Origin of the sequence: Marivirga sericea (assembly GCF_900177665.1) — a bacterium.
GTDB classification, from domain to species: domain Bacteria; phylum Bacteroidota; class Bacteroidia; order Cytophagales; family Cyclobacteriaceae; genus Marivirga; species Marivirga sericea.
Genome location: NZ_FXAW01000001.1, coordinates 1022595 through 1046087, shown reverse-complemented (window position 1 = coordinate 1046087; position 23493 = coordinate 1022595). Strand labels below are relative to the sequence as shown.

The 23493-nt window shown below is 36.9% G+C and carries 20 protein-coding genes; 11 read left to right on the top strand and 9 right to left on the bottom strand.

Annotated elements, in window-relative coordinates; translation table 11 throughout:
- Positions 1–368: 368 nt before the first annotated feature.
- From B9Y84_RS04280 to B9Y84_RS04255, 6 genes are all read left to right on the top strand, one after another.
- Positions 369–3236, top strand: coding sequence for a type I restriction endonuclease subunit R (locus tag B9Y84_RS04280; protein ID WP_085515843.1), 2868 nt, complete (start codon positions 369–371; stop codon positions 3234–3236).
- 29 nt (positions 3237–3265) lie between these two features.
- Complete coding sequence (locus B9Y84_RS04275) at positions 3266–4381, top strand: putative phage abortive infection protein (protein ID WP_176223705.1); 1116 nt, start codon at positions 3266–3268, stop codon at positions 4379–4381.
- 11 nt (positions 4382–4392) lie between these two features.
- Complete coding sequence (locus tag B9Y84_RS04270) at positions 4393–5307, top strand: DUF5655 domain-containing protein (protein ID WP_085516036.1); 915 nt, start codon at positions 4393–4395, stop codon at positions 5305–5307.
- Complete coding sequence (locus B9Y84_RS04265; RefSeq protein ID WP_085515841.1) at positions 5297–5908, top strand: hypothetical protein; 612 nt, start codon at positions 5297–5299, stop codon at positions 5906–5908. Before B9Y84_RS04270 ends, B9Y84_RS04265 begins: the two co-directional genes overlap by 11 nt.
- A 4-nt stretch (positions 5909–5912) precedes the next feature.
- On the top strand, positions 5913–6542 hold the full coding sequence (locus B9Y84_RS04260; protein WP_085515840.1) for a hypothetical protein: 630 nt from the start codon (positions 5913–5915) through the stop codon (positions 6540–6542).
- Between the two features lie 265 nt (positions 6543–6807).
- A complete protein-coding gene (locus B9Y84_RS04255; protein ID WP_085515839.1) occupies positions 6808–7278 on the top strand; it encodes a hypothetical protein in 471 nt (156 codons plus the stop codon).
- Between the two features lie 314 nt (positions 7279–7592).
- Here the strand turns inward: B9Y84_RS04255 and B9Y84_RS04250 are convergent, their stop codons facing one another.
- The 3 genes from B9Y84_RS04250 to B9Y84_RS04240 all read right to left on the bottom strand — a co-directional run bounded on the left by B9Y84_RS04250 (position 7593) and on the right by B9Y84_RS04240 (position 9540).
- The gene (locus B9Y84_RS04250) at positions 7593–8060 is read right to left on the bottom strand and encodes a hypothetical protein (RefSeq protein ID WP_085515838.1); all 468 of its coding nucleotides are present in this window, start codon (positions 8058–8060) and stop codon (positions 7593–7595) included.
- An 82-nt stretch (positions 8061–8142) separates the two neighbouring features.
- Positions 8143–9006: an HAEPLYID family protein gene (locus B9Y84_RS04245; RefSeq protein ID WP_176223704.1), complete on the bottom strand. Its 864-nt coding sequence runs from the start codon at positions 9004–9006 to the stop codon at positions 8143–8145.
- Positions 9007–9204: 198 nt separating this feature from the next.
- Positions 9205–9540 carry a hypothetical protein gene (locus B9Y84_RS04240; protein WP_085515836.1) on the bottom strand — a complete coding sequence of 112 codons (336 nt, stop codon included), beginning with the start codon at positions 9538–9540 and terminating at the stop codon, positions 9205–9207.
- Positions 9541–10004: 464 nt separating this feature from the next.
- On the opposite strand from B9Y84_RS04240, the gene B9Y84_RS04235 reads away from it, so the two are divergent.
- Together B9Y84_RS04235 and B9Y84_RS20540 are read left to right on the top strand one after the other, a co-directional pair.
- On the top strand, positions 10005–10676 hold the full coding sequence (locus tag B9Y84_RS04235) for a hypothetical protein (RefSeq protein ID WP_139827936.1): 672 nt from the start codon (positions 10005–10007) through the stop codon (positions 10674–10676).
- Positions 10677–10724: 48 nt separating this feature from the next.
- Entirely contained in the window at positions 10725–11507 is a 783-nt protein-coding gene (locus B9Y84_RS20540; RefSeq protein ID WP_176223667.1) for a hypothetical protein, read from the top strand.
- A gap of 70 nt (positions 11508–11577) precedes the next feature.
- Here B9Y84_RS20540 and B9Y84_RS04225 read toward each other — a convergent pair whose 3' ends face one another.
- From B9Y84_RS04225 to B9Y84_RS04215, 3 genes are all read right to left on the bottom strand, one after another.
- Entirely contained in the window at positions 11578–14100 is a 2523-nt protein-coding gene (locus tag B9Y84_RS04225) for a TonB-dependent receptor (RefSeq protein ID WP_139827935.1), read from the bottom strand.
- On the bottom strand, positions 14087–14995 hold the full coding sequence (locus B9Y84_RS04220) for a FecR family protein (protein ID WP_085515833.1): 909 nt from the start codon (positions 14993–14995) through the stop codon (positions 14087–14089). The genes B9Y84_RS04225 and B9Y84_RS04220 overlap by 14 nt, the downstream gene beginning before the upstream one ends.
- Before the next feature lie 66 nt (positions 14996–15061).
- Positions 15062–15580: an RNA polymerase sigma factor gene (locus B9Y84_RS04215; RefSeq protein WP_085515832.1), complete on the bottom strand. Its 519-nt coding sequence runs from the start codon at positions 15578–15580 to the stop codon at positions 15062–15064.
- Between the two features lie 296 nt (positions 15581–15876).
- Here B9Y84_RS04215 and B9Y84_RS04210 point away from each other — a divergent pair, with 296 nt between their 5' ends.
- Positions 15877–16944: a hypothetical protein gene (locus B9Y84_RS04210; RefSeq protein WP_139827934.1), complete on the top strand. Its 1068-nt coding sequence runs from the start codon at positions 15877–15879 to the stop codon at positions 16942–16944.
- 138 nt (positions 16945–17082) lie between these two features.
- Entirely contained in the window at positions 17083–17613 is a 531-nt protein-coding gene (locus B9Y84_RS04205; RefSeq protein ID WP_245830815.1) for a CIA30 family protein, read from the top strand.
- Positions 17614–17675: 62 nt separating this feature from the next.
- On the opposite strand, the gene B9Y84_RS04200 is transcribed toward B9Y84_RS04205, so the two are convergent.
- A complete protein-coding gene (locus tag B9Y84_RS04200) occupies positions 17676–18458 on the bottom strand; it encodes a hypothetical protein (protein ID WP_085515829.1) in 783 nt (260 codons plus the stop codon).
- A 164-nt stretch (positions 18459–18622) separates the two neighbouring features.
- Here B9Y84_RS04200 and B9Y84_RS04195 point away from each other — a divergent pair, with 164 nt between their 5' ends.
- The gene (locus B9Y84_RS04195) at positions 18623–20509 is read left to right on the top strand and encodes a tetratricopeptide repeat-containing sensor histidine kinase (RefSeq protein ID WP_176223703.1); all 1887 of its coding nucleotides are present in this window, start codon (positions 18623–18625) and stop codon (positions 20507–20509) included.
- Between the two features lie 20 nt (positions 20510–20529).
- On the opposite strand, the gene serA is transcribed toward B9Y84_RS04195, so the two are convergent.
- Together serA and B9Y84_RS04185 are read right to left on the bottom strand one after the other, a co-directional pair.
- A complete protein-coding gene (gene serA, locus B9Y84_RS04190) occupies positions 20530–22416 on the bottom strand; it encodes a phosphoglycerate dehydrogenase (RefSeq protein WP_085515827.1) in 1887 nt (628 codons plus the stop codon).
- Between the two features lie 171 nt (positions 22417–22587).
- Entirely contained in the window at positions 22588–23478 is an 891-nt protein-coding gene (locus B9Y84_RS04185) for a mechanosensitive ion channel family protein (RefSeq protein WP_085515826.1), read from the bottom strand.
- Between the last annotated feature and the right edge of the window lie 15 nt (positions 23479–23493).

The following is a 23493-nucleotide window of genomic DNA, read 5'->3' as shown; positions in this document are numbered from 1 at the left end:
GTATTGACTTCCAAACGATAAGATTGCTTCGTTGCACTCGCAATGACGCACGATTCAGGCTTTCTAGTGTGCTTATACTTCAGTGCCATTAATTACCGTCATTGCGAATTTATCTGTAAAAGACAGATGCCTTTAGGGTGAAGCAATCTAAAGCTTGCTGCTCTTGCCACAGGATTGCTTCGTTCCTCGCAATGACGTAGACGCTAATATTCCACTTTGTTCTTAGTAACATCGTCATTGCGAGGACGCAGGACGAAGCAATCTCAAACCATAATTGCTCACACTAACCAAATAAGAGCCTCCATTCATCGAAAAACCCTATAGTACGATAGAATTCTTTAAAAATTCACCTATATTCAAACCGTACTATGAGCACTCAACCAGAAGCACATTTAGAACAGCAATTTATAGAAACCCTTTCCCAGCTGGGTTACGAAAAAGTCAGCATCCAAAATGGAGAAGCACTTCTTTCCAATCTAAAAGTCCAACTAGAGCGATTTAACAAAGTAAGTTTAAGTCAAAAAGAATTTGAACAAGTACTGATTCACCTGGAGAAAGGAAATGTATTCGAAAAGGCCAAAACCCTAAGAGATCGCTATGCACTCATACGGGAAGAGGAAACGGTTTACCTACAATTCTTCGATAGTGAGCAGACTTCCCGTAATTATTTCCAAGTCACCCACCAGATCACCCAAGAGGGTACCTATAAAAATCGTTATGATGTCACCATTTTAGTCAATGGTTTGCCTTTGGTTCAGACAGAACTAAAGCGAAAGGGCCTGGAAATGAAAGAAGCCTTTAATCAAATCAACCGCTATCAAAAACATTCTTTTTGGAGCAATTATGGCTTATTTCAATATGTGCAGTTGTTTATCATTAGTAATGGTATCAATACGAAATACTTAGCGAACAATAAATTACAGTCCTTTAAGCAAACCTTTTATTGGGCGGACAGTCAAAATAGACGGATTACCGAGCTGATGGCTTTTACGAAAAGCCTTTTAACTACCGAACAGCTTAGCCGGATGATTGCGCATTACATTGTGATGAGCGAAGCTAATAAAATCATGATGGTGCTTCGGCCTTATCAGTTCAATGCAGTGGAGGCTATTATTGAGAGGGTAGAAAATTCTACTGAGAATGGATACATCTGGCATACCACAGGCTCAGGCAAAACCCTAACCTCCTTCAAAGCCAGCCAGATCATTATGGATCTTCCGCAGGTGCACAAGGTGGTTTTTGTGGTCGACCGAAAGGATTTGGATTACCAGACTAAAAAAGAATTCAATAGCTTTAAAAAGGGGAGCGTTGACGTAACCAATAATACAGCTTCGCTGGTGAAACAATTCACTGATGACACCAAGCTTGTCCTGACGACCATCCAAAAGCTGAACAATGCCATTACCAACCAGCGGCATTTGAAAAAGATGGAAGCCCTGCAAGATAAACGAATCGTTTTCATTTTTGATGAGTGCCATCGGTCACAGTTTGGAGAAACACATCACAGGATTGTGAAATTCTTTCATAAGAATCAGCTGTTTGGCTTTACGGGAACGCCAATTTTTGCTGATAATGCTGCTAAGAATGAACTAGGCAAACGGACGACCAAAGACCTATTTGAAAAATGCTTGCATAAATATGTAATCACCGATGCCATCCGGGATCAGAATGTGTTGAAGTTCGGGATTGAATATGTCGGGAAGTACAAAAAGAAAGGTAATACTTTATTAGACATAGAAGTCGAGGATATTGACAAGCAAGAAGTTATTGAATCACCGGAAAGGCTCTCTAAAATCACGGATTACATTATTCAATACCATGATGTAAAAACCCACGGGAGAGATTATTCTGCCATTTTTGCCGTCAGCAGCATAGAAAGCCTTATTCAATACTATGAGCTTTTTGAAGCGAAGCGCACGGCAGGCGAACATGATTTAAGAGTAGCCACCATCTTTAGCTATGCACCAAATGAAGAGGATTCGGAAGCTACAGGCCAAATGCCGGGCGATATGCCAATGGCAGCAGAGCCTGAGCTGAGTTATGTGAGTAGTCATAAGCGAGATAAACTGGAGAAGTTTATTCAAGATTACAATCAACTCTATGGTAGTGCTTTTACCACCAAGGACAGCAAGCAATTTGAGAACTATTTCGAAGACATCAGCAAGCGCTTAAAGAAACGCGAGAAAACAGATTTTCAGGATCGAGACCGCTTGGATATTCTCTTAGTGGTGAATATGTTTTTGACAGGTTTTGATGCCAAAATGGTGAATACACTTTACGTAGATAAAAATCTTCGCTATCATGGTTTGATTCAAGCCTATTCCCGTACCAACCGCATAATCAACGAGGTAAAATCACAAGGGAATATTTTGGCATTCCGAAACCTTAAGAAGGCTACTGATGAAGCGATCACCTTATTTTCGAATAAGGAAGCCCTAGAAGAGATTACCCTTCCACCTTATGAAGATGTTTTGGAGCAATTCAGCAATGCATTTGCAGATTTATTGAAGGCAGCTCCCACTGTGAGAAGTGTCGATAATTTGAAGTCTGAAGTAGATGAGATGGCTTTTGTGCAAGCGTTTAGGGCGCTGATGCGTGTGAAAAATGTATTGACTTCCTATACTGATTTTGAATGGGACGATTTGCCGATGGATGAGCAATCCTTTGCCGACTATAGCAGCAAATACCTCGATTTGAAAGATAAGGTGAAAGCGGATAGCCAGAGCAAAGAAAAGGTATCCATATTACAGGATGTAGATTTTGAGTTGGAATTGATTCACCGGGATGAAATCAATGTGAATTACATCCTGAAATTATTAGGTCAGCTGAAAACCAGCAGCAAAAGCGAGGCCGCACGCCAGAAAAAGCAAATCATGGATATGCTGGGTGCTGATGTGGAATTGCGAAGTAAGCGAGAGCTGATAGAGCAATTTATTGAAGAGCAATTACCGAAGATAGCCGATGCAGCTGACATTCCTGATGCCTTTGATCAATATTGGGAAGACCAAAAGCTAAAAGCCCTCAATGAAATCTGCGAGGAGGAAAACTTAGACCGCGCCCAGTTTAAATCCCTCATTGAGACTTATATCTACAATGAGCAAGAACCTCTTCGAGATGAAGTCTTCAAATGTCTGGACAGTCGCCCCAGCGTGCTACAAGCCAGAAGCATAGGCGAGCGCATCATTGCCAAAATGAAAGAATTTGTGCAGGTGTTTGTGGAAGGAATGAGGGCTTAAAGATTATGAGATTTATGGAAAAGGTTAATATGAAAAAATATTCCATTAGAGCCTTTTGGGCTTTTATTACATTAGCGATATTACTATTGATTTTATATTATAGCGCGTTACAGATTTTCAATGATCCTGATGGTGTAGAAAAATTTCAACTAGGTGAGAAAGGTGCTTTGGGTGCATATTTAAATGGGTTTCTTGCTCCATTAATTGGACTGGCAGCAGTGATGACTACTTTCTTGGCTTTTCTGGTTCAGTATCAATCAAATAAGCAAATTAGAAACGATACAGAAATTGAGCGTTTCGAAAACAAATATTATCAGATGCTAAATCTACATAAAGAAAATGTTAATGAAATTGAAATAGCGGGAAAGCACAAAGGTAGAAAGGCTTTTGTGAAGATGTTTGAAGAAATAAGGTTTATTTATAGCGAACTTAAAAAAATTGATAAAAAGTATAAATTATTGGATAGGATAAGAGACAAGCAGAAGAGAAAGCATGAGAAACTAATAAAGATTGCTTATCACCACATGTTCTTCGGTATTGATTTTGAAGGCAAGAAGTGTAACAATGAGATGGAAGGTCAATATCTTGAGATATCAAAAATACTTTGTAAGCGATTAACAAAATATCAAAAGAAGTTTTTAAGATGTAACCGTAGAAGACTTACAGAAAATTATTCCTACAAACACAAAGGTTTAAATAAGAAAACCTTTGAACCCGACTTTTATCCTTTTGATGGTTATGTATCAAAATTAGGTCATCTATATCGTAATCTATTTCATATGATTAAATATGTCGCTAGGACTGACTTTTTATCATGGCAACAAAAGTATGACTATCTTAAAATGCTTCGCGGTCAATTATCAAATCATGAGCAAGTCATCATGTATTTTAATATTATTTGGATTGATAAAGAAACTTGGTGGTTAGATAATATAGATGATAAACCTCAAAGCTATTTATTGGATTATGCTATTTTAAAAAATTTACCATTTAATTTAACCAACCAGCTAGGACCAGATCCAATTAAGTTTTACGAAGATAAAATGAAAACATACTATCGATTTAAGGGGAAAGATTTGAAAACTGAAGATTTTAAGAAGTCCAATCTTAATGATATGTTTGCTTGGCTATTTGAATGGAATTAAATCAAGAAGAAATGAACCTCTATAACCTAAACAAATCCCAACTCAAAGAAATCAAAAGCCAACCTTTTAAACTAGAAAAGGATATTCAGCAAATAGCTGAAAGTAATCTCCAAATGCTTTTCGGACTGGAGTTTGTAAAAACTGAGTTTCAACTAAATGGCTTAAGAATTGATACACTGGCTTTTGATAAACAAAGCAATGCTTTTGTAATCATAGAGTATAAAAAAGCCAAGAGTTTTTCTGTGGTTGATCAAGGCTATTCTTATTTAAGTTTATTATTGAACAACAAGGCTGATTTTATTCTTGAATATCAGGAACAGAGTGGAAAGATTTTAAAAAGAAATGAGGTGGACTGGAGTCAATCAAGAGTAGTATTCATTGCCCCTCAGTTTACTACCTACCAAAAACAAAGCATAGAATTTAAAGACCTCCCTTTTGAACTATGGGAAATTAAACGTTATGAGAAAGATCTCATTATGTTTAACCAACATAAATCTAATAGTCAGGTAAGTGTAAATACCATCAGCAACAAAGATGAGAGGGCTCAGCAGGTCAGTGAAGAAATTAAAGTCTATACAGAAGAAGATCATTTAGCAAAAGCTTCAGAGGCTACTAAAGAGCTGTATATTGACTTAAAAGAACGAATCACTGCATTGGATGAGGTAGAGATTAATCCTGTGAAGCAGTATATAGGGTTTAAAGTGGGCAAAAAAATATTTTGTGATCTGGAAATCCAGAAGAAACAACTTAAAATGAGAATCAACTTGAAGCAAGGCGATTTAGATGATCACAAAGAAATGTTCAGAGATGTTTCGAATGTCGGGCATTGGGGACTAGGGCATTATGAAGCCTTGATAGTTCCAGATACCGATTTAGATTATTTGATGAGTTTAATAAAGCAGAGTTATAAATTTCATGAAGGATAAGTTCGAGGAAATTGAGGAAGTAGAAAGCTTATTAAAAGATTTTAATAGTTGGCTCTACAGTCCCACTAAAATTACTGATTTTCAGTGGTATGATGATTTTGAAGAATTAATTGAAAAGAAGAATAAAAAGTATCCAGATGTTCTCCCATCTATATCACAAAATGAAGTTCAACAGTTATCTGAATTTTTAGAGGAAGATATCCAAGCTTCAACAGCATTAGAAAAAGTATTACTCTCCATCATATGGAAACAAGGAGATTACGGTAAAATTAAAAGTTTTATCGAAACAATTTGTGGTCAAGAAAAGGCATTGAAGACTGGCATAGTATTCAGACAATTTGCACGTCATGTTAACAATCCATTGGATCAACCAATAATAGATCAACATGTACTAAGAGCCTATTTAGCACTTCAAAATATTGGAGATATTGATGAATTAAAAAATATTAGAAAAAGAGGAGTTCTAACTTACCATGATGAAGCTCACATAGAAAATTATCTTAATTGGTATAATATGAAAGCCCCTCCAATTAAATTCAAGTCAGATTATAAATTAGATGATTATCTTTTTGTATTAGGAAAATTGATCAAAACTAAATAAAATCATGAGCAAAAGTTTAGCAAAAAATAGGTTTAAGTCAATTTTAGATAGGGCTTTTGACAGGTTATTTGATATTTATTTAATCAAATGTTTTCTTAGTGACCCTTCACTAAAGAATGTAAATCTGGCAGGTTTTAAAGCTTTTAGATATGATGATCCAAATTTTGATAAATGTCTTCAAGCTTATCAGGAATCAAAGGGTGAAAACCATTTTACTGAAACTTCCACAATTAAAGATCTAGATGACGCTATTACTGGTTGGTACTCAAATAATTCTAAACTTACACCTGAGTTTAAAAATGAGTTTAAAGAAAATAAGTTGATTTCAGAATCTGATTTTATCAAGTTTTACGCAGAAGACGAGGTAGATCGATCTTGTGCGTATTGTAAGGTTAAAGAGTCTGAAATTTCATCTTTAATTGATTCCAAAAAGATTCATACCAAAAGGTTAGCCACTCGCGGACGGTTTGTGGAAGTGGATAGGATCAAACCAAATGAAGGATATGTCAAAGGTAATTTGGCACTTTCCTGCTACTGGTGCAACAACGCCAAAACAGATGAGTTTAATGCAGAAGAGTTTAAACCGATAGGAGAGGCAATAGGCAAGGTTTTAAGGAGTAAGATGAAAAAATAATGAGGATGTCTTTTAGCGCTTTTTTGTATCTAAACTGTCAACAACAACCGTCATTGCGAATCCCTTTAGGGTGAAGCAATCTAAGGTTTGCTATATCTAACTTAAGATGGTTTCGTTCCTCGCCATGACGGAATAAGCAATTTTTTCTAGATGATAAGCTCAGCTCTTGCTAAGTCTGATGGTTCCAATTATACTTTGAGCCAGAATAGTAAGTTATTTCTACTAAAAATGCCTTACTTTTAAAATTAATGAACCGAATTGAATTATGAAAAACGTATTCATCCTCCTTTTCAGTATATTCTTTGCGAATATTTTATGTGCGCAAGAGCAAAAAGCCATTCGAATAACTAAAGAGAACAAGCAAAGAGAGGTCGTTCTTAAAGAAAATAAAAGAATATTCATTAAAACAGTGGATGGCAAAGAGCTTTCAGGTCGCTATAGCGTAGAGAATAGTTCGATTGTAATTGATGATGAAAAAATAGCATTAGCAGACATTAAATATTTGAAACGTAATCCTGCTTTTACTTCCATTCTTACAACTGTTTTATTTGTCTATGGAGGTTCTGTTGCTACTATAATGGGCGTGGCCTTAGGTATATTAGTGGATCCGAATATCTTTTATTTAACTATACCTGGTGTAGGATTGATTTATGCTGGATTACAAAAACCCAATTTTCATAGAAAGTTCAAAGCAGAAAAAAATTGGATGTTTGAGATCGTCACTATTCCTGAATAGCCTGAATTAATTATTTGTCGTTCATTTTTCATGTCAGAAACTGCTATTTTTTCTAGCGGATTAATGTCCGACTTTTGCAAACTTTAACATAAGCGTAATTATTTTTTTCTAATAATGTTGTATAAATCTTGTAGGGGCCCAATAATTATTAATTGTTTTTTATATCATCCCCATACAAGCTAAAGCGTCCGTTTAGGCTCTTGAGGAATTGGCGGGAAGCTTTGGTGCTGGTTTCCTTTCCAAATTGTTTGATGGCGAATTCCATCTAGAAAAAGTGTAATGCATAAAATCTCTGTCCATCACTGTAAAGCGAACTATCCTATCCTCTTTAGCAAACGAGTAATAATATTATAATGATGCTCATTCAGCAGCATTGAAGGGCAGTAGCTAGGGTCATTTTCAGCAGCCTTTTGTAAACGGTGGGCATTAAGCCCAATTTGCATTTGCTTTACATAAACTTTCCAGTTATTAACTTCTAGGAGATCTATCAATCTTTCCAATTTCAAAGTGGATGAATGAAACCCTGTGCAATATTCGACCACTAGGGTTGAGTTAGTATCTTCAAAGCTGTGCTTTGCCTTTTTTAAAATCTCATCATAAACAGTTTCAGATTTATCATTACTATTTATGCCATCATAGGATTGAAATAGGTTTAAAAAATTTTCGGCATAATCGATGATGAAGTAATTTTTATTGTTAAGTTTTTCCTCAATGTATGTTGATTTACCTGTTAAAGCTAAGCCAGTAGTCAAGTAAATTTCTTTTTTAGGATGTCGAATCATGTTTTCTGTGTTTAATGCTAAGCGTAGACTTTGAGAGCAGCACATAAAATGTAAAGCGACCAAAGCCCACGCTCTAATAAGTTTATAAGTGTTTCTTATGTGCTGGCTCCCAGATTAATCTCAAAAAAGAACTTAGCCTTTCGTTTTCACGACTGACCGGAATACCTGCTATAATTCCAATTAAAAGGTTATCCGCAATCCCGATTCTGATTTGTGGTCTTATGGTTAAATCAAAGTCATTTTGAACCACAGATTTGTTAAACTCTACTCCAATGAAATTTCTGGTACCCGTAATCATGTAGTGGAAACTAGTGTTCACATCGTATTTGAATACTAAGTTTTCTGATTTAAACTGATGTTCAATCAGAGGTCCGGTATAAATCAAGGAATGAAAATTATTGCCCCATCTTTTGGCTATTACCAGAAAAGGGTTGAAGATATTACCAGTAATATAGGGGGAATTGAAAGTTCTAAATTCGGTTAGTTCAAATTCATTGATATAGCCTATTGCCATCGAAGTGGCCCATTTTTCATTTACAAAAAATGACCACTGAGTCGCTAGTTTTATACTGTTTAAACGATTGGAAGGAATAGAGTCTCTGGGCGTTTCGCTAATAGGGGAATAGAAAGTAAAAGGTAATTCTACTTCTAGCCCTAATCGGTCAATAGGTGCCCATTCGTATTCGATCAGCGCCTCATATGAATCAAAACGAAGATTATCGGTTAAGCCGAGTCCTACATTCCATTCTTTCTCCCCCTTTCTAGCACCTAAATCTCTAATAAGATCAATGTATAAGGGTTCAGCATGTAAGACCTTATCAGGCTTTTTACGGTTTTCAACTTGTTGGATGTAAATACTGTCTTTTACGGCATTAGTATCTTGACTAAAGCAAGATAGTGGTGATGCTAATGTAAATACTAGCATCAACGAAATAATAGATTTCATGTGTATATATCTGTTTTGAAGTTGCCACATGGAATAGTCAAAGTTCGAAAGTCTACTTATCCAACCTTCAATGACCTGTTATATTCATTTGATTGGTGTGCAGGACTGACGACTATTTCATGTGAATGATCTGTTTTAATAAAAAAGGTTAAGTAATTGAGCAGTGCTGCTCAGATTTTGAGATCCTTTAAAAACAAATCAACAGATAGGGGGAGGATTATCAATTTCCTTGAAACCGATGGGTAATCTTAAAATATACTCTTTAAATAATTTGGAGCTTTCTATAGCAATAGTGTTTGTAATGGAGGAAAGGGAGATTGGACTTAGGTAGAAATCAAGTGATGAATTGTTTTGATGATTATTTTCATCTGCATCTTGATCATCAACTTCTAAGAAAGCATTTTCATAACCAAGAATTTTTTCTACTATAATTTCAACTATGCTTTCTTGCTCATTGTAGGATAAGTCCTCTGGGATATAACTAGCTTCCGGATCTACAGCATCAACACTGAGATTCAGTAAATAGAGACTCATGAGAGACCATAAGCATTTGCTAATGAAGCTATTTCTTATAAAACTTATCACTGTTCAAAATTAAGGAAGTTTTTTTAGATTTATTTCAACTTTAACTATTTATTCCATATCGATCTGAACCTTGGGCGCTAGCATTCCATTTCTCTGCAAGGCTTTCTTTGCTCTTTCCCATCTAAATCACTTGCTTCAAAGCACTGGCTATATTTTTAGGCTCAATGAAATCGTCTTTAAAGGGAGGTACTTCAAATTAAGCCCTACCATCAACTCCTGAGTTATAGCAGCAGAAATCTTGACTTTTACGCCTATTGAAAAGACCATCTTTTTTGAGAATGGAGAGGCATTGAATATTTTTTTTTCAGAGGGCGGTAGGGATTTTTGATGGCTCTCTGTTTTATGGATGTAGTGCTCGCAATAGGATGCACTTCATCTAAACTAGGTATAAAACAAAAAAAAGAATTATGAAAATGCGAAAGTTTTTAGTGTTAGGTTTTAGTCTTTCAATGGCTCTTCTATTGACAAGCTGCAATGATGAAGATGCAACAGGTGGCCGCATTAAATTGGAGGTTTCAACCACAAGCTCCACTGCAGGAGTTGCTGAGGCTCGAATGATCAATGCCAATGAACTTAGATTTACGAGTGGTACCATCACTATTCGTGAAGTCGTTTTTGATGGGGAGACTACGGATCAGTCAGTAAGCAGGACTATCGAGCAGATTGCGGAGATTGATTATGCAACTGGATCTGTGAGCCCTGAGGTGGTGATTGAAGTCCCGGCAGGAAATTACACAAGTGTTAATCTTGGAATAGAGTTACAAGATGATGGTGCTGAACCTTCTGTAGTCATTGAAGGAACCTATACCCATTCTGATGGTGCTGATATTCCCCTTCGCTTTGAGTTCAACAGTGGTGAAGTATTTGAAGCGAACGCGGCCAGTGTGGCTATTGTAGACGGAGCCGACCTTGTAGGGAAGATTACTTTCGATGCCTTAGATTGGTTCAGTGATATTGCTGCCTATCAATTGGACGAAGCTAGGCTTACAGAGGGTGTGATCGTGATAAGCTCTTCTAGCAATGCATCAATTTTCGATGCTGTTGCGGATAGATTGGACGTGGCCACGCAAGCTGTTTTTGAATAAAATTATAGTACGAATACATATTTTAAATATTTTTAAATAATAAGAACCATGAAAAGTATAAGCAAAATAGTAGTGATGTTATTAGTAGTGTTGGTCTTCCAAAGTTGTGAATCTGACACGGACACTTTACAATTGGAAACGCAAGCCAATGTCGAAATGAGAGCAATTTCTAGTCAGTCTCCGCTAACAAATGCGAGGACAATTGCTAGCACCCCTGTATTTACTACAGTAACAGCAGGCGTGACAGAAATAGAATTTGAGACGCTGGAAGAACAGATGGGAGAAGATGAAGACGATGACAGCAATGAAATCGAATTTGAAGGTAGGTTTGAAGTGAATTTACTGACTGGAGAAAGTACGCCTGATTTTGGATTGTCTTCTATTCTACCAGGAGTTTACGAGGAAATTGAAATAGAATTTGACAACATCTTAGATGGAGGACATACGCTTATTGCTCAGTTTTATTTCGCAGATTCGTCTTCAACTGATACCACTTTCGTGGAATTTACTACTTCCGAAGAATTTGAATTGGAACTGGAGAATGACAATGGATTTATGGTGGATGAAGGAACGGTCAACAGCGTATTGGTGACATTAGACCTTGATGTGCTCTTTGGAGCTATTGATTTCAGCAGTGCAGTTGTAGATGAGGATGGTGTGATCAGAATCAATGAGGATTCTAATCGAGAGTTGGCGAATTTGATCGTTTCTCGCATAGAGCAAGCGATGGACGCAGACGACTATGATGAGGATGACGATGAGGATGATGATGATGATGATGATGATGATGATGAGGAAGAAGACGAAGATGATGAAAATGATGATGATTAAGATTATTTAAAATCTAAGCAAGAAGAACTAAAAGGAGCTGATAAGGCTCCTTTTTTTTGTTTATAGCTTATTAACTATTCTTATTGTAATAAAGCCGAAGCGTCAAGTTAGGAGTAAGGCCTAGTGCGGTTTGATTATTTCTGCGAATTTCCTCATCCGCATACTGATAAAAGGAAGCAATCACATTGTCTCGATTTGTCAAGTTCCAAAGTGCTAAGCCAACATCTGCCCTAAGTTTAGCCGAAATATCGAAATGATATTTTGCTGAAAAGTCAAGCCGAAAGTAAGGAGCAAGCGTTCCTGTGTTGGGTGAGTCATAGATGATCTCTTGTTGATTCTGGTCGAAGTCTAAAGCATTAGTGAAGGGTAAGCCAGATCGGAAATTTAGTCCGGAAGAAAGCTCAAGCCTGTCTACCTTATAACTAAGGCCCAGTGATAAGTTATGCGTAATGTCAAAATTATTCCTAAAAACCGGGGGAATTAAATCGGAGAAGGAGTAATCGCTATTTAAATAAGAATAGGTAGCCCAGCTGTTAAAGCGTCCAAATCTAGGATTAATCAAGAACTCTAAGCCATGCGCAGTATAGCTGCCAGGAGCGCGTTCGTATTGAAACTGGTTAAGAAAGCCCTGACTTGAGGTAATGACGCCATCCACCTGTTTGGTAAATCCTTCTACAGTAAGTAGCAAATGATCTCTTTGGTAATTCAACCCAAGGGACAGCTGGCTGCTCGTGAGCAAGGGTATATCCTCTTCATTTACCAATTCCCATTTTCTATTCTCAACCCCTAGGAAATCCGTCTGGAAATCGATGACTTGAACTGTCGTTTGACTTTTCATTTCTCCCTGTACCTCTACGGATAGGTGACGGCCTATTTCTTGTAAGAAAGATAATCGGGGCTCTACTCTCAATCTGTCAAACTTACCAAAGTAGTTGGCCCTTAGCCCAAGATTGAGATGGCTTCCGCTAAAAGGGCTCGAATTTGCTTCCAAGAAAAAGCTGCTTGTCTGCAGTACTTCTTTGCTCAATAATGTAAAATCGGGCGTATTAATGTCGCGAAAATTGAGAATACCCGTTTCTTGAATTTGAATGCCAGCGGTCAGATCCAACTGATTGCTGATAAAGTAGGTACCGTCTACTTTCAGTGCAGTTTCTAAGATTTCGTTGTCCAGCACATGTTCTTGATCATTGAGCACATCATAATTGATGGATTGTTGCGTATAATCCGATACGGAAGCAAAAAATGTTGTTTTAAACTTATCAGACCAGAGTCGCTGATATTTTATATGTCCTAAAATGCTGTTTTGGTCCAAATTGCTGATTCTAGCAATCTGGCTGCTGTCTGTGGTGATATTTTCTTGATACTCCAAGGAATTCCCTACTGCCAGAAATCCTACTTGCAATTTGTCCGCTGCAGAGAACTCATGTTGTATTTTAAACGCCAAGTCATAAAAGCGAAATCGTTCATCAGAATTGACGACAGGCGATGCAGTTGTTTCATTGATTACGTCAGTGCCTCTGAAAGCTCGGTCGAAATATTGGCTGTAGGTAGGGGTGGTAAAAAGACCATTCAACGATTGCCTAGAAGCCAGCAATAAGGAGGATTTTTTTCCGAGAGGGCTTTGCAGTACTAGGTCACTATTGATGAGGTTACTGCCAAGTTCCATCTGCAAATCTTTTGGAGTTGCTTTTTTCGTTTCAACTTGGATGGTTCCAGAAACCCCTTCTCCAAGTGATGCTGAAGTTCCGTTTTTAGTAAGCGAAGCTTGATCAACAATATGCGGGTTCATGGCGGAAATCAAGCCAAAGAAATGACCAGTTTGGTACATTCTTACCCCATCCCAAAGAATGAGGTTTTGATCATTAGTTCCACCTCTTATGTTGATGTCGGTTACATTCTCCTTGCTGCTTTGGATACCGGGTAAGTTCTGCAAGCTAAACAGGACATCGGCCTCGGTAAGGCCAGGCAGTATTTCTGTGTTTTGAACATCAATTTTGATAGTCCCGTTTTTTTGTTTGCTGATCCCTTTGGTGATATAGTTTTGGATCACGATCTCCTCTAAATTGATGATGCTTGCAGAGAGAAATATAGTGGCACATTCTCCTGCTGCATTTTCAGCGGCTATCTTACGCGTGCCGTAGTTGATATGCCTTGCATAGATGGATTCTTGTTCAAGGCCATTTTCTAATTCAAAATAACCGTTTTGGTCAGTAGTGGTGCGTTGCTCCGCTCTGTATATGAGTGCGTCTGAAATAGGGCTTTTACTTTCCTCATCAACTAGAAACCCACAAATGGTGGAGGATGGTTTCGGTAAACGTACGGAGATGTATCCATCTTCAAGTAAAACGTAGCTTAAATTGGTCTTTTTTTTGAGGTAGTCAAGCGTTTGTGATAGGCTGAAATTTTTTGGGGGAGCCTCTAGGGTAAAATTATCAATGGTTTGGTCAAGGTAGGTAAATCGTACTTCATAGCTATTTTCTATGATTTCAAAGACCGAGCGCAGGCTCAAGTGGGAAGATTCTTGTGCAAAAGAGGGCATTGCAAAACCTAGGAGTAGAGTGTATAAAAAAAATGTTAGTTTAATTATTCTCACTAGTGAATACTACTTTGTCATTTAATACTTGATAAGTATAACCAGCAGGGGCAGTAATCGCATCTAAGGCTAGTTCCAGATTATCATTAGGAAAGCTACCGGTAAACGTACCCTTAAGTGATACTTGGTCCGCATCTACTGAAATTTCATATTGATTTTCTAATTCGTCAATCACTACAGATAAAGGAGTTTTATGGAATGAGCTTTCTCCCTTTAGCCAACTGGGCTCTAGTGCTGTCACCTCAAAAAGTTGCACTTTCTGAGCTTCTAGCTGAAAAGCTTTTCCAAGGGTCAGTAGGGTAGTGTCTTGAGTCGTAGCAACACGCACTTTTCCTTCATGGCAAATCACTTCGAAGAAGCTAGCACGTTGTTTGACGTTGAAGGCAGTTCCCAGCACACTCACAACACCATCTTCAGCAATAACTTCAAATTTTGAGCCTGTTTTGACTTTAAAATAACCTTCACCTTCCAATTCTACTGCTCTCTTTGCAGCCCAATTTTCAGGAGAGTAGCTCAGTTTGGATCCCTTATTTAAGATGACTAAAGACGAATCGGGTAGGTATAGTTCTTCTTGCGCGGCTGTGAATGAAAGCGTTTGGTTTTGTTTGGTAAATTGGAATAGAATATAGGACAGGACTGAAACTAACAGCAAGGAAGCAGCAATACCCACAAGTCGCTTAGTCCAAGAGACTTTAATTACTTTTGTGGTTGACGCCTGATTTTCTCTAAATTTCGCGAGCTCCTTTTCTACATCATAGAAAGGAGGGCTTGCTACTTCGAGTCCATCCCAGATTTTTGAAAAATGTTTATACTCCTCCGATTCCTCAAAAGTTTCTTGTTCGGCTGGGGTCAGCTCATCATTTAGCCATTTTTTTATTAATTCTTCATTCTGCATAGTTCTCGTCTTATAAATAGAAAACCGAAATCACCCGAAAATCCCTACCAATTTTAGCAATTAAAATCATAATATATTTCCCAATCTCTTTCTTAAGTGCTTCATCGCCTTGAATAAGCGTTTTTCAACTGCTTTTTCTGAGATACCCAACATCTCAGCGATTTCTCTTTGCTTTTTTCCTTCAATCCTTTTGAGCAATAACGTTAATCTTTGCTCTTCTGGCAGTTCCGAAAGTGCTTGGTTTAATTGACCTTCAAATTCAGACGATTCCAAAATATAGTGAGGAGTTTCAGTGGAAGCTTCTTTTGTTTTTACATACTCTTGGTGTTTCAATGCAGTACTCTTTTTTGAGAGCACATTTTTCATCAAATTATTAGCCACTACAAACAGATAAGCTTTCGATTTTTCAACACTGACTTTCTCGCAATTTTCCCATAGCTTGCCAAATACTTCCTGCACAAGATCTTTCGCTTCATCCTCATCTCTATATTTGAAATGAAGAAAATTGAACAGCTCAGTTCCGTTCTTTCTGAACACCTCATTGAAGGTGCTCTCATCGCATACACCAATATCCTTTTTTGCCATAATTACCTGATGGATGAAGATATCAATATTTTGCCTAATATACTATCCCGTGTATTTGACAAATTGATGATAAAATTTTCCTTTTCTATATTTTCCGTAGTTGGGTGAATTACGTCTGCGGATTTTCATGAGCGCAAAGATGATGCTTTTACATTAGTTATACGTAATTTGGCAACTACTTTCGGAATGCAAATAAAACCTTTCACACTATTTTTGAGAAAAAATTTAGATATTGGTAGGGTTTTTTACCTTCTATCTGTTTTATAGTTATAATGGAAAAATTTGATTCTCTCTTGATGAAGATATTATTTTATTTGGTGTCGATAAGTGCTGTGCTGATGCTATCAGCTTGTCAGGAAGAAATAGAGCCAGAGATAGAGGTAAATAGCGAAAATTCGATCTTGCCCGCATCTGAGTTATCGGATTTTATTGTCCAAGTAGCGTCACTTGATGGATCAGCGGATAATATTATTGACCTATCTAGTTGCACAACCGTAATTTTCCCTATCAGCGGTCTTTATGATGAGGACGAGGACGAGGATGATACTATTGAAGATGATGACGACTATGTAGAAGTCACTTTTAATTCCATCGAAGAAGTTTTGGCCTTTGGTGTGGAGGCATTAGACATTGAGTGGATTTATCCAATTAACGTATTGCTATCCGATCATACAGCGGTAGTTTTGTCCAGCTCTGACGATTTAGATGACATTCAAGATAATTGTATTGAAGGTGGAGATGATGCGGATATAGAGTGCATAGATTTTATTTATCCTATCACACTTTCGATTTTCAATAATCGTACGGAATCAGTAACTACAGCATCAATCGCCTCTGATAAAGAGATGTATAGGGTTTTTAATGATCCTGACCAAGTGATTAGTATCGAATACCCCATAAGCCTAATAGACCAGCAAGCTGAGGTCACTGTTGTTGAAGATAACCAACAGCTGCTTGAGCGCATCCGCTTGGTTGAGGGAGCTTGCGATGAGCAAGATATAGTAGATTTTGATGAGGATGTTTTAACGGACTTAGGCCAGCTTTTAGTAAATTCAGTATGGAAAATAGATTTATTTGAAGATGGAACCAACATGACCGCTTTGTACGAGGGCTTTACCTTAGACTTCAGAAGTGATTTAACAGTGATTGCCTCAAGCGAGGATAATACATTTGAGGGAGAATGGGAATTAGATGCCGCTGATGCACCTGCCGTTTTGGAATTTGATTTTGATGAAGATGAGACAAGCTTCTCACTATTAAATGATGCGGAGTGGGAAGTTATCAGTTTCGACCAAGATACGATTAATTTAGAGGTACCAAGTGATGGAGAGACCACCGGTAAAAGGCTTAGATTGACTAGGTAAGTCAGGTTTAAATAGGGCACCAGCCAGTAATTACAGCAACACTAAACAAATCGAAGGAGGAGAGGGTTAATCATATCGGAATGGCCATGATAGATATGTGTTGGTTCCTGCAATTCTAATAACAAAACCTTCTCTCTTATGATCAGAATAGTAACTTTAAGTCTAATCCTATTTTTTATGAATACCAAAATGATATTTGATTTTAATAAGGACAAAAACCTAAATAGTTGGCAAGTGGTGGATGATACCGTCATGGGAGGAAGATCTGACGGAAGCTTTCAATTATCCGAGGATGGTCATGGAGTGTTCGCTGGATATGTAACTACAGAAAATAATGGAGGCTTTTCATCTGTTCGCCATGATTTTGCTAAGATGAGTGTTGAAGGCTACACAAAAGTAGTGATTAAGTTGAAAGGTGATGGTAAGGATTATCAGTTTAGGATAAAAGCTAGCCAGCGTGATTACTATTCGTACATCAAACAGTTTACTACCTCTGGCGAATGGGAAGAAATCGTAATCCCGCTCACGGAAATGTATCCTTCTTTTAGAGGTCGAAAGCTCAATATGTCCAATTTTTCAGCTGATGCCATTGAAGAAGTTACCTTCTTGATTGGCAATAAAAGAAAAGAAAGCTTCCGCCTGATGATCGATAAAATTGAACTGCAGTAGAAAGGAAAAGAGAGCACTTGAGGCTAGCTTCGTAAAAACAATGGAACTCGCTCCGGACTTCTTTACTTTAAAAAAGCCGGTACAAATGGATTAGTCTTCCTAAACTTAAATCCTTGAATAAGTGATAAAACCATGATCAAAACTGCGCAAGCTATAGCTGTATAAGCTATCGACTGAAAACCTTCCCAATGCCGAACTGCGATCGCAATTAAAGCCCAAACCGCTACTGCATTGAATTCACGCATGTATCGTGTATAAAGAAAATACAGAAAAAGGGCTGTTGTAATCAATATCATTATAATGGTCCACACTTCTTCAGAAAAGAACAAACTGAAGTTCTCCGTTTTCAGATAGGCTGCAATGTTCGTAACGGTGGCTACTGTAATCCATCCGCTATATAAACAGATCGGCCACCAGACAAAACCTATAATTGAGGCTGGAGCATCCCATTTTTCCATTTTAAGTCTAACTACTGCTCGCATTAGAGCCCTTAAAATAATTAACATGAATATAACGGAAACTAAAAAACTTTCATTTAGCCAAGCCCACAACCAAAAGCCTGAAGCAATATTGGCTACTGTCAACCAAATGCTTTGCTGGGTTAAAGTTTCCTGATATTTATTCTTGAAGGCTTGAATTAAGTACCAAACGGCATTAATGAACAATCCTATGTAGATAATACCCCAGATAGAAAATGCATAACCAGCAGGTGTAAAGAGGCTGTTGATTTCATCACTCAGTTGGCCCATCTTATTGCCATTTATAACTCCTGTGCTGACAACATAATTCCAATAGACGATAGCGATTACAGAGAGTAGATTGATAATTCCTATAAATTTTTTCATAGTATTTGGATAATTTTTATGTTTGATCCGAGCTGATTTTTGTATGTTTACTACAACTAAAAAATTATATTCTTAATTTAGTATCTTAGAATGCTTTCATTCTGCGCCTAAACTTTAATATATAAATAATTTTGATGTCGAAAGTGAAATCGAAATATGTTTTTATGAAATCCGCATATTTGCTCTTTCTCCTTACTATTAGCACGAGTTTGTGGTCGCAAAATATTTCTCAAGTAGAGGACTCTCTTCTTAATAATCAACTTAGTAATTCAAATAGAATAAAGATACACAATATTTTAGCAAGAGAATACTCATTCGTTAATCCTGTTAAATCAATTGAAAATGCTGAAATGGCCCTAAAGTTATCCAATCAAATGAATGACTTAAATGGGGTTGCAAATGCTTACAGGATTTTGGGCAGTGTCTATGCTCAAAATGACAATTATTACCAAAGCATGGAGTTTTTTTTATCGGCACTTGATATTTTCGAAGAGAAAGAAGATGCTCTAGGAATAGGGAATGTCTATACTTCAATGGGACATTACTATAAACGATTAGGACTTATTGAGAAACAGATATTTTATCACCAAAAATCTCTGGAAATCTTTCGTAGCCTAGGAAATCAAGCTAGGATCGGAATTGCTACTCATAATTTAAGTGAATCCTATTTAGATTTTGAGAAATATAAGGAATGTGAAGAACTAGCATTAGAATCGATAGAAATCAATCGAAGGGTCAAGAATTTATCTGTATTGTCCTCATGCTATAATGTGATGGGGAAATTACAGATAGCATTAGGTAATGAACAGTTGGGCAGGGAGTATTTTAATAAAGTATTAAATATTTCTGAGCAGTTAGGTGAAAATTCTCAAAAGTTAGCGACTGTAGGGGCTTTGATTAACCTAGCGAATGTGGAGGAGAGAAATCAAAACTATGAAGCAATGCTGAATTACTTGCGTAAAGCTATTGATTATAGTAGTGTTAGCTTACTTTCTGAAGAATTAGGAGATATTTTGTTAAAGTTGACAAGATACTATGTGGATACCGGGCAGCAGGACTCAGCCAAATCTTACGGGAAAAGATATCAGGAATTACTTCAAAAGAAAAGATCAAAGCAAGCAGAGGATCGCTATAAGTTGATTAGCTCTGTGGAAGATGCTCATAATTTACAAAAGGAGAGGGATGAATTAGAAGAATCAAATTTATTGCAAGAGAGTAAGTTGCAGCTGGCTTACATCAGCATCATTTTAATTTCCGTCATAATTATGATTTTAATTTGGTCGCTGATACTCAATGTTCGAAAAACTAAAATACTTGCAAAACAGCAAAAGACTATCGAAAGTCAAAAGTTACGGCTGGAGAGCCTTAACTTCACAAAAGATAAATTTTTTGGAATAGTTGCGCATGATATTAAAGCTCCTTTAAATAATCTGAAAGGCCTCTCTGATTTGATGTTAAGTCGTATAGACCGCTTAAAAAAGGAAGAGATAATAGAAATGACACAGATGACCAGAGATTCCTTAAATGGCACTATCAAAATGGCGGATAACTTGATCAGCTGGGCCAGACTACAAATGGGTGATGTAGGAGCAGATCAATCTATCGTTGATGTTCGAAACAGCTTAGAAAATATTACTACATTATTTACGGATATTGCGGCTAACAAGCAGATTAAGATGTTTTCCTCTTTTGAATCAGATCTTAAAATTAAAGTGGATCCTAATCAGTTGGAATTTATTATTAGGAATTTACTTAACAATGCTGTGAAATTTACCAGAGCTGATGGTGTGATTAAAATTACAGGGAAACAAGAAAATAAGAAGGTTATAATAATTGTTGAGGACAATGGTGTAGGCATGCCAGAAGAAATCAAAAATAATCTTTTTAAACTGGACAGTAAATATAGCATGAAAGGAACCGAAGGGGAGTCTGGTACCGGTTTAGGCTTGATGCTATGCCAAGAGTTTTTAACTATGAATGACGGAAAAATCGATATTGAATCTCAAGAAAACAAAGGAACAACCATTAAACTACTTTTTGATAAAGTATAGCGGCTTGTTCCTGTACTTTATCAATACAATACCCTAAACTTAATCGTGTGCTCAATGGCCCTCAATTCTTTAATTAAATCCTTAGAGTAGGCTTTGTCAATATCAGTAATGACATACCCGATTTTCTCATTGGTTTTTAAGTATTGACCAGAAATATTGATTTCATGTTGAGCAAAAATCTGATTGATTTTAGCAATTATTCCTGGTACGTTTTTATGGATATGAATCAATCTATGGGCATTTTGTAACCTAGGTAACTGCAAATTAGGAAAATTAACACTGTTCGTTGTTGTTCCTGTATTGATGTAATCCATGATTCTGTTCGGAACAAAATTCCCGATATTTTCTTGAGCTTCTTCCGTGCTTCCTCCAATGTGCGGAGTTAAAATGGTATTAGGTAATCCTTTCAATTCTGATTCAAAAGGATCTTTATTGCTTTTCGGTTCTTCTGGAAACACATCTACAGCACAGCCCACAATTTTACCGGATTCAATATTGGCTTTTAGCGCAGAAATATTGACCACATGTCCACGGCTTAGATTAATGAAAATGACCTTTTCCTTCATCAAGTTAAATTCTGCTTCGCCTACTATATTTTTATTTTCTGGTCTACCGTCAACATGTAAACTTATAATATCGGAGGTTTGCAGTAATTCCTTTAAGCTGTCTACTTTCGTTGCATTTCCTAAGGCTAGCTTTTCTTCTAGATCATAATAAGATACATCCAATCCGATGCTCTCCGCCACTACCGATAGCTGAGCACCTATATTTCCATAGCCTATAATGCCCAACTTCTTTCCTCTAATCTCCTTACTGCCTGTTGCAGACTTATCCCACTTTCCCTCATGCATGAGTACAGCCTTGTCAAATATGTTTCGGGTTAGCATAATGATTTCACCTATAGCCAATTCCACAACGGAGCGTGTATTGCTAAAAGGTGCATTAAATACAGCGATTCCCTTTTCTTGAGCAGCTTCTAAATCAATTTGGTTGGTTCCGATGCAAAAAGCTCCAATCGCCATTAATCGATCTGCATTTTTCAAGACTTTGGCAGTTACTTGCGTTTTGGAACGAATTCCTAAAATAGAAACTCCTTTGATTTTTTCTGACAGTTCATCCTCATCCAATCCCGCTGGATATTCTTCCACAGTAAAGCCTTCTTTTTCTAGTAGACCAATGCCTATTGGATGCACATTTTCTAATAAAAGTACTTTTATCCTATTCTTTGGATAAGAAAAAGCCGAAGTAATCTTATTTTCAAACAAGACTTCTTCTAATGATGGGGCAATATGATCTGCTTTTTCCATGACTTTTTCTCTGCTTACATTTTCCGTAAAGGCGTAGAATTTATTAGCCAAACCCGCAGCCTTGATTTCGTAATCATTATGCCCATCTCCAATGACATAAATGTCACCATCCAAATCTAATTTCCTAATCACCTCTGCTTTTCCTCCATCTTTTGAAAGTGGATTAGTTTCATTGAAACCAATGACTTTTCCATCCTCATTGAAAAGTAGTTCATTGGCATAAATATGGTCTTCTTTAATGCCTAATTCGGTTACAATAGGCGTAATATATTCTTTAAAACCATTGGAGATAACAAATACCGTATCAGCATATTCTTTAAAAAATGCTGTATTTCTCTGAAATGAAATGGAGACTTGCTTTTTTAATAATTTAATTAAATGGGGTAGATGCGATTTATTCGCCTCTAGCAGTAGCAATCGCTCTTTCAAGGAATCACGAAAAGATATTTCACCGTTCATGCCCAAATCGGTTAATTCTTTGATTCGAGCCTCGGCAGCTACTTTTTGTGGTAAGCCTTGTAAAGAAATAGAAGCTAATAAATCCATTGCTTCTACTCGGGTAAGTGTGCTGTCAAAATCGATGATGAAATATTTATCCATGGTGGGTATAAAAGTATTAGATTCTAAATAATGTTAAGTTTTCAGTTATCAATATTGAGGACTTTACTATGTTATTAATAAGTTTAAATTAATCCATACTGATGCTATATTATCTTAAATAGGAGATTTAAAATATGAAAGTTGAAAAACTAAAGTTTCTAATTTCATATTTTAACTTTCCATTTTTTCTTTCCATCCTGATTTTAAATGTAAATCTCTTTGTGGGAAAGGGATTTCTATTTTGTGTTCTCCAAATTTCTTGAAAACGGCATAGTACAACTGACTTTTAAGAACGCCAGGTCTTTGAATGAAGTCGGAAGTCCATACGGTCAAATTAAAGTCTAGTGATGAATCACCGTAGCCCTCAAACCATAAATCAGCTCCTGGCTCATCCAAAACACCAGGATGTTCATTGGCTACTTCCAAAACAAGCTTACGTACTCGTTCGGGGTCTTCATTATAAGAGACTCCCAAAGGGAATTTAAAACGTACTCTTCTATCATTATGACTCCAGTTGATGACTTGACTATTGATGAATTCAGAATTGGGCACAATAACGGAGATATTATCATTGGTTATAACCGTTGTCGATCTCATCGAAATAGAATAAACATCACCGTTAATGTCACCTACTTCAATTCTGTCACCCACTTTTATGGGGCGCTCAAAAAGTATAATGATTCCTGATATGAAATTATTGGTTACATTTTGCAAACCAAATCCAATACCCACTCCCAAGGCACCAGCTAATAGGCCTAAGGTACTTAAATCAAAGCCAGCCGACTGAAAAATGGTGATAAAACCGATTACGATCAATGAGTATCTAAAAATCGTTCCAATAGAATCCGTTACTCCAGTATCTTTGATATATTTATTTAATATTCTCTTTACTAATATTCTACTTATTCTTTTGGACAAAAAGACTAATAAAATACTTGATATAATAATGAACAAGAGGGTAAGCAAGGTAAAATCGCTGCCTTTAATATCAAAAATCACCACATTTAGTAATTCTTGCAATTTTGCCCAAAAGTCTTTGATACCGCTTTCAAATGATTCCATAAATCGAATATAAGG

Excerpts from the sequence above, each read along its gene's own strand:
- B9Y84_RS04280 (WP_085515843.1), top strand. The coding sequence starts at position 369 with ATGAGCACTCAACCAGAAGCACATTTAGAACAGCAATTTATAGAAACC.
- B9Y84_RS04275 (WP_176223705.1), top strand. The coding sequence starts at position 3,266 with ATGAAAAAATATTCCATTAGAGCCTTTTGGGCTTTTATTACATTAGCG.
- B9Y84_RS04270 (WP_085516036.1), top strand. The coding sequence starts at position 4,393 with ATGAACCTCTATAACCTAAACAAATCCCAACTCAAAGAAATCAAAAGC.
- B9Y84_RS04265 (WP_085515841.1), top strand. The coding sequence starts at position 5,297 with ATGAAGGATAAGTTCGAGGAAATTGAGGAAGTAGAAAGCTTATTAAAA.
- B9Y84_RS04260 (WP_085515840.1), top strand. The coding sequence starts at position 5,913 with ATGAGCAAAAGTTTAGCAAAAAATAGGTTTAAGTCAATTTTAGATAGG.
- B9Y84_RS04255 (WP_085515839.1), top strand. The coding sequence starts at position 6,808 with ATGAAAAACGTATTCATCCTCCTTTTCAGTATATTCTTTGCGAATATT.
- B9Y84_RS04250 (WP_085515838.1), bottom strand. The coding sequence starts at position 8,060 with ATGATTCGACATCCTAAAAAAGAAATTTACTTGACTACTGGCTTAGCT.
- B9Y84_RS04245 (WP_176223704.1), bottom strand. The coding sequence starts at position 9,006 with ATGAAATCTATTATTTCGTTGATGCTAGTATTTACATTAGCATCACCA.
- B9Y84_RS04240 (WP_085515836.1), bottom strand. The coding sequence starts at position 9,540 with ATGAGTCTCTATTTACTGAATCTCAGTGTTGATGCTGTAGATCCGGAA.
- B9Y84_RS04235 (WP_139827936.1), top strand. The coding sequence starts at position 10,005 with ATGCGAAAGTTTTTAGTGTTAGGTTTTAGTCTTTCAATGGCTCTTCTA.
- B9Y84_RS20540 (WP_176223667.1), top strand. The coding sequence starts at position 10,725 with ATGAAAAGTATAAGCAAAATAGTAGTGATGTTATTAGTAGTGTTGGTC.
- B9Y84_RS04220 (WP_085515833.1), bottom strand. The coding sequence starts at position 14,995 with ATGCAGAATGAAGAATTAATAAAAAAATGGCTAAATGATGAGCTGACC.
- B9Y84_RS04215 (WP_085515832.1), bottom strand. The coding sequence starts at position 15,580 with ATGGCAAAAAAGGATATTGGTGTATGCGATGAGAGCACCTTCAATGAG.
- B9Y84_RS04210 (WP_139827934.1), top strand. The coding sequence starts at position 15,877 with ATGAAGATATTATTTTATTTGGTGTCGATAAGTGCTGTGCTGATGCTA.
- B9Y84_RS04205 (WP_245830815.1), top strand. The coding sequence starts at position 17,083 with ATGATCAGAATAGTAACTTTAAGTCTAATCCTATTTTTTATGAATACC.
- B9Y84_RS04200 (WP_085515829.1), bottom strand. The coding sequence starts at position 18,458 with ATGAAAAAATTTATAGGAATTATCAATCTACTCTCTGTAATCGCTATC.
- B9Y84_RS04195 (WP_176223703.1), top strand. The coding sequence starts at position 18,623 with ATGAAATCCGCATATTTGCTCTTTCTCCTTACTATTAGCACGAGTTTG.
- serA (WP_085515827.1), bottom strand. The coding sequence starts at position 22,416 with ATGGATAAATATTTCATCATCGATTTTGACAGCACACTTACCCGAGTA.
- B9Y84_RS04185 (WP_085515826.1), bottom strand. The coding sequence starts at position 23,478 with ATGGAATCATTTGAAAGCGGTATCAAAGACTTTTGGGCAAAATTGCAA.